Annotated in this window: 5 protein-coding genes and 1 pseudogene; 4 read left to right on the top strand and 2 right to left on the bottom strand. The window is 68.0% G+C overall.

Going from position 1 to position 6184, the window contains the following annotated elements; translation table 11 throughout:
• The coding region (locus tag ACE5CZ_RS08045; RefSeq protein ID WP_374946809.1) for an exonuclease SbcCD subunit D at positions 1-769 on the top strand (769 nt) is incomplete at its 5' end.
• Positions 766-3906, top strand: a complete 3141-nt coding sequence (locus tag ACE5CZ_RS08040; RefSeq protein WP_374946808.1) for an AAA family ATPase — start codon at positions 766-768, stop codon at positions 3904-3906. The genes ACE5CZ_RS08045 and ACE5CZ_RS08040, both read left to right, overlap by 4 nt.
• A 118-nt stretch (positions 3907-4024) precedes the next feature.
• Here ACE5CZ_RS08040 and ACE5CZ_RS08035 read toward each other — a convergent pair whose 3' ends face one another.
• Positions 4025-4393, bottom strand: a complete 369-nt coding sequence (locus tag ACE5CZ_RS08035; RefSeq protein ID WP_374946807.1) for a hypothetical protein — start codon at positions 4391-4393, stop codon at positions 4025-4027.
• Between the two features lie 134 nt (positions 4394-4527).
• Between ACE5CZ_RS08035 and ACE5CZ_RS08030 the strand changes: the two genes are divergently transcribed.
• Together ACE5CZ_RS08030 and ACE5CZ_RS08025 are read left to right on the top strand one after the other, a co-directional pair.
• On the top strand, positions 4528-4821 hold the full coding sequence (locus ACE5CZ_RS08030; RefSeq protein WP_374946806.1) for a hypothetical protein: 294 nt from the start codon (positions 4528-4530) through the stop codon (positions 4819-4821).
• A gap of 53 nt (positions 4822-4874) precedes the next feature.
• Positions 4875-5651 carry a lysophospholipid acyltransferase family protein gene (locus tag ACE5CZ_RS08025; protein WP_374946805.1) on the top strand — a complete coding sequence of 259 codons (777 nt, stop codon included), beginning with the start codon at positions 4875-4877 and terminating at the stop codon, positions 5649-5651.
• A 149-nt stretch (positions 5652-5800) separates the two neighbouring features.
• Here ACE5CZ_RS08025 and ACE5CZ_RS08020 read toward each other — a convergent pair.
• Positions 5801-6184: pseudogene (locus ACE5CZ_RS08020) on the bottom strand (SAM-dependent methyltransferase); the annotation flags it as partial.

Here is a 6184-nt window from a genome sequence, read left to right as displayed (position 1 = left end):
GGTCGAGATGCGGCGGCACGCGCAGGTTCTCGGCTATGCCATGCAGCGCATCCGCGACGACATCGCCCGGCGCGAGGGCGCGCGCTCGGTCGTGCTGTCGCACGCGTTCGTCGTCAACGTTCCTGCTGCCGGCCCCGGTGCCGACGCTGGACCTTCCGCGAGCGAGGCCACCGATGTCGAGCGCGATATCACCGCGGGCGGGCTCGACCTCGTCTCGGTCGACGTGTTCGACGGCCCCGATTACGTGGCGCTCGGGCACATCCACGGCCGGTCGACGCTCACCCCCGCCGTCCGCTATTCGGGCGCGCCGGTGCACTACTCGTTCGGCGAGGCCGACAAGCCTCGCGGCGCCTGGCTCGTCGACATCGACGCGGCCGGGCTCGACGCGGTCGAGTGGGTCGAGCTTCCCGTGCCGAGACCGCTCACCGTCATCACAGGAGAACTCCGCGAACTGCTCGACGACGCCGCCTACGCCGGCGTCGAGAGCAACTTCGTGTCGGTCGTGCTCACAGACCAGGCGCGCCCGATCGACGGCATGCGTCGCATCCAGTCGCGGTTTCCCTTCGCGGTGGCCCTCACCCATCAGCCGGCCGTGCTGGCCGAATTGACGGCGGCCAGTTATGGTGAGCGGCTGCGTGCCCGCTCCGACGGCGAGGTCGTCGCCGGTTTTCTCGAATACGTGCGCAACGGGGTCGGCCCAACCGACGACGAGAGCGAATTGATCGTCGAGATCATCGCAGAGCAGGCCGCCCAGGAGTCGACCGCGTGAGAATCAACCGCCTCACGATCGCCGGATTCGGCCCATACAAGACGGCACAGCACATCGATTTCGACTCCTTCGCCGACGATGGAATCTTTCTGATCACCGGAAACACGGGCGCCGGCAAATCGAGCATCCTCGATGCCATCTGCTTCGCCCTCTATGCAAGCGTCCCCCGCTACGAGGGCACGCAGCAGCAGTTGCGCAGCGACTACTGCGAACCGGCAGATCCCACCTACGTCGAGCTCTGGTTCAGCACGGGCGGGCAGCAGTACAGGGTACGCCGCTCACCCGACTACGAGCAGCCCAAGAGACGCGGCCAGGGCACCACGAAGAAGCCGACGGCGGCCGTGCTGTCCATTCGCCTCGGCGAGGGTGCAGCCGGGGCCGACGACGAGTCCGAGTGGCAGGGTGTCGCCGCGATTCCGCGCGAGGTCGGCATCGCGCTCGACGGCATCCTCGGGCTGAGCAAAGACCAGTTTCTTCAGGTCATCCTGCTCGCGCAGAATCGCTTCCAGAAATTTCTGCATGCCAAGAACGACGAGCGCCAGTCGGTGCTGCAGAGCCTGTTCGGCACGCGTCGCTTCGCAGACATCGAGCGGGCCCTCGTCGAGAGGCGCAAGGCACTCGAGGTGCGCCAACGCGATTCCGCCGGCCACATCACAGAGCTGGGCGGTCAGGTCGAGGCGATCGGTGCTGGCAGTGCGGTCAAGGCTGTCGGTGCGGTCGGTGCTGGCAGTGCGGTCGAGACTGTCGGTGCAGAGCAGGAGGCCGCTCTCGAGCTAGACGCGGCTGTTCCGGAAAAAGCCGTCGAGCCTGCCCATTTCGACCGCGCGTACTTCGAGGGCGCACTCTCCGACCTCGCCGGGCGGCTCGAGGCCGCTCACAAGGGAGTGGCAGCGGCCGACGCGCAGTTCAGCGCGGCCGACTCCGAGCTGCGCCAGCGCGAGAATGTTCGACGGCTTCAGGCTCGACGCGACGAAGCCTCAGCCCGGCTCGTCGAACTGCAGCAGGCCGAAGAATCGATCGCTGACGACCGCCGAAACGTCGAGGCGGCGACGAGGGCCGAGATCGTCTGGGCCCATGTCCTGGCCGAGAAGACTGCCGAGTCCGCGCTCGAGCGTGCCGCGGTCACCGAGAAGGCGGCGCGCATCGCCTACTCCGAGGCGAGCACCCTCTCGGGCCTCGTCGATACGTCGCCCGCTGCGCCGACCAGTGCGCCCACCTCCGCGCCCACGACCGACTCCCTCGCTGCCAGGGCGGGCGAGCTCAACCGTCTGCTGGGCGGACTCGATGTGATCCTGGCCGACGAGAAGCGCGTGCCGCGCCTGGCGACGCGCGTCACCGAATACGACGTGGCAGAGAAGACGCAGCAGGCCGATCTCGCAACCGCGGCCGAGCGGGCACAGTCCTTGCCTTCGCAGATCGACGACGCGGTCGAACAGAGAAACGCTGCGCTCGTCGCGGCCGCGGCACGGTCCGACGCCGAAGAACGTGTCGCCCGACTGGGCACGGCCCGCGATGCGGCTGTGCTGGCCACCGCGTTGAAGGTCGAGCTCGACGTGGCACGTGCTGTCGAGAAGGCGAAGAGCACGGTGAACAAAGACGCGGCCACCCGGTACGACGAGTTGCTCACACGTCGACTCGACGGCCACGCAGCCGAGCTCGCATCCACTCTCGTCGACGGCGAGCCGTGTGCCGTCTGCGGGGCCACAGAGCATCCGAACCCCACCGCGTATACGGCCGAACTGGGCGAGCCCGTCTCCGACGCCGAGATCGACGCGCAGCGCACACGACTCGCCGGCGCGGGCGAGGCTCTCGCCGAAGCCGGCATCGCGGTGCAAGAACTCGTCGGGCGTCACGCCACAGCCGACGCCGCGGGCTCCGGGCGATCTGCGGCCGAGATCGACGAGCAGCTCGAATCGGCGCGGGCGGCGCTGGCGGCGGCGGTCACAGCAGCTGAATCCGCGCAGAACCTCGACGGCCGCATCGCCGAACTGCGTACCGAACTCGAATCGATCACGGCCGCAGTCGGCGAGCTGACCTCGGCAGTGCAGTCCACGCGAACGGCGCGTGCGGCGCTCGTCTCGCAGCTCGCGTCGATCACCGAGCTCGTCGAGCAGCACCGGGGCGACTACTCCACCGTTGCCGAGAGGGTGCTCGACCTGCAGCATCTCTTCACGGTCACTCGCGAGTTCGAGACGGCGTTGCTGGCGCACGACGGCAAGGAGCTCGCTCTCGAGGACGCACGGCAGACACTGCGCGGACACCTCGACGAGCAGGGGTTCGCCGACGGTCTCGAGGTCACAGAAGCTCGCTTGACTCCCGCCCTCCGCGCGGCCGTCGCCTCCCGCATCAGCGCCCATGACGTGGCACGTGCCGCGGCTGAGGGCACCCGTGCAGAACCCGAGCTTCAGGGCCTGCCCGACGAGGCCGTCGAGCTGGAGTCCGCCGTTGAAGCGCGCAGCTCGGCCAGCGCCCGTCGCGACGAGGCCAGAGTCGCGGCCGGCTCCGTTGCCGACCGTCTCGGTCGACTTCGCGCCATCGTGAGTGACGCGCTCGAGCGGCTCGACGCATCCGCAACCCTGCTCGCCGAATACGAGACGATGCGCTCGCTGGCCAATTCGGTCGAGGGAGCGGAGCCCAACACCATGCGCATGCGGCTCGAGTCGTACGTGCTGGCCGCGCAGCTCGAAGAGATCATCAGGGCGGCGAACGCGCGGCTTTCGGTGATGACGGGCGGCCGCTACTCGCTCGAGCACGACGACTCGGTGCAGTACCGAAATACACGATCCGGCCTCGGCATCGCCATACTCGACCAGCACACCGGGCGGGCTCGGGCCACTCATTCCCTGTCGGGAGGCGAGACCTTCCTGGCCTCCCTGGCCCTCGCCCTGGGGCTCGCCGAGGTGGTGTCGAACCAGGCCGGCGGAATCACGCTCGACACTCTGTTCATCGACGAAGGCTTCGGTTCCCTCGACGCCGACACCCTCGCCATCGCGATGTCCACGCTCGACAGCCTGCGATCGGGCGGACGAACGATCGGTCTGATCAGCCACGTCGAAGCCATGAATGAACAGATCCCGTCGAGGCTGCGCATCACCGTCATGCCGCAGGGCTATTCCGAAATCGACCAGAGCTCGTAAAGCATCCGCTACCGACGATACGGCCGCATCGCCGCCTTACTGGCGAGGTCACAGATGTCTTCGGTCGGGTCGCCCATCGCCGAGCGAACGACATGTGCGGCCGCCTCCGCCGGGCAAACTACTTCAGTTCGTCGAAGTACGAGATGTTCGCATCGTTACGCTCGCGGGCTGCCGCGGCGCGCTCTTCGCGAACCCGATCCTGCTTCTCCTGCCGGCGTGCCAGTTCTTCTTGATCGACCTCGACACGGCGAACCGTGACCCCGCCCTTGGTGGCCGGGCTCGTGCGCTTGGCTGCGGTGCCGGTGCGGGGCGTTGTGGATGCGGGTGCCTTACGCGGTGCCGCAGCCGGTCGGCCGGCGCCCGGGCTGGTTCCCGATCCGGCGCAGCGGAATCCGGTCTTGTCTTCGTGCTGCACGAGCGTCTGCGAGACGATGCCCACGGCGACAGTCCGCGAGCAGACGGGGCATTTCGATCCAGCATTTGCCATGGGTGTGTGGTCTCCTCGATTTTTTCGACCCATTGTGTGGGCTCGACCGTCTATTTTCGCACGGATCGACGCGACAGGCACGCGGCCGAGGCAACCCCGCCGTGCTCGGGTGCGGCCGGTCATATGCTGATTCGATGACGCACGCCGACACCCCACGACCCAACGAATCGCCCGATGAATCCACTGACGAGGTGCGTGACCGACAGGCCGCCGCAGACTGGATCGCCGCCCGCGCCGAGGGCGAGAACAGCGCGAACGACGTCGATGGCATGGTCACCATCTCAGACGCCTCGACGCCGCCCGATCCGGATGCCTACGGTCACGCCGAGGGCGACACGCTGGCCGTCGAAGACCACGCGCCGGCATCCCGCGACTACCCCCGCCCCGACAAGCACGGCGGCATAACCCGGGCAGACCGCCAGGTTTGACCTGTCCGGCTGGACTCCGGGTTCTGACAGGCGGCGACCGTATCGTGAGGCGCATGAAGCGGCGCTCCAGCGAACCCATCTACTCCACGGCCATCGGCGTCGGACGAACCCTGTTCGCAGGACTCCGCATCCAGCGCTCCGCCACGGGCCTCGAGAACATTCCCGCAACCGGCGGCGCAGTCTTCGCCATGACGCACTTCGGCTATCTCGAGTTCGCACTCGTCGAGTGGCAGACGTGGCTGCACAACCGCCGCCGCATCCGGTTCATGGCGACCAAGCGTGCCTTCGACAAGCCTGTCGTCGGGGGGTTGTTGCGAGGCATGCGCCACATCTCCGTCGATCTGAAGGCGGGTGCCGCTGCGTTCGGCAATGCCGTGACCGCCCTGAGGTCGGGTGAACTCGTCGGGGTCTTTCCCGAGGCCGGAGTGAGCGCGTCGTTCACGGTTCGCGAACTCAAGTCGGGGGCCGCTCGCCTGGCACGCGACGCGGGAGTGCCGATCATTCCCGTCGCCGTCTGGGGCGGGCAGCGACTTCTCACGAAGAACCGTGCCATTCCACTGCGGCAGCGCTTCGGCGTGCCGGTGCGCTTCGTTTTCGGTCGTCCGATCGTCGTCGCGGCGACAGACGACATCGGCACCGTCACCGACAGCCTGAGAACGACGATGCAGGACATGGTCGACTCGCTGCAGGCCGCGTATCCCATCGACGGAACGGGTCAGTGGTGGCAGCCGCGCTCGCTCGGCGGAACGGCGCCGACGGTCGCCGAGGCCGCCGAGGCCGACGCCCAGCGCGAGCTGCGTCGAGAGGCCGAGCGCGCGGCAGAGGGCTAGGCACCGATCACCATTCAGGAGGAGCGCGTCGCCGATGACACTATCCACGAGGCCGACGCCTCCTCCTGAATTAATTGCACGCGCGGAGCGCGCCCGCCGCTATTCGCACCGCGTCGCGACGCCTCCGGCCATCGCGTTCAACGCCGCGCTCATGCTGAGACCCGCGCGATCGTGACACGGGTGACGTAGCGCATCGGATAGCTCGTTCGGCCGGCGAGATCCGGATGCTCGTCGAGCAGTGTCGAGAGTCGGCCCAGCATCTCGTCGCGCTCGGCTTCGTCCATCGTGATCACGTAGCTGCGCGAGGTGACCATGGCGAAGAACTGCTCCCGGCTCAAGTCGGTCACCCAGCGAAACTCCCGATAGGCCTGCCGCTTTAGCGGCGCACCCACGGGCGGGGTCACGCTGTCGTACTTCTCGGCCTCGGATGCGCCCATCACTTCGCCGAGCCGGGCGATCCAGTCGACGTCGGCGTCGCGGATGTTCCACACGAGGGCGAGCGCGCCTCCGGGCTCGAGCACGCGGGCGATCTC

The organism is Agreia sp. (assembly GCF_964263775.1).
Lineage (GTDB): Bacteria > Actinomycetota > Actinomycetes > Actinomycetales > Microbacteriaceae > Agreia.
The sequence above is the reverse complement of the archived record's forward strand: the minus strand, read 5'-3'. Positions and strand labels throughout refer to the sequence as shown.

Excerpts from the sequence above, each read along its gene's own strand:
- ACE5CZ_RS08030 (WP_374946806.1), top strand. The coding sequence starts at position 4,528 with ATGACGCACGCCGACACCCCACGACCCAACGAATCGCCCGATGAATCC.
- ACE5CZ_RS08035 (WP_374946807.1), bottom strand. The coding sequence starts at position 4,393 with ATGGCAAATGCTGGATCGAAATGCCCCGTCTGCTCGCGGACTGTCGCC.
- ACE5CZ_RS08025 (WP_374946805.1), top strand. The coding sequence starts at position 4,875 with ATGAAGCGGCGCTCCAGCGAACCCATCTACTCCACGGCCATCGGCGTC.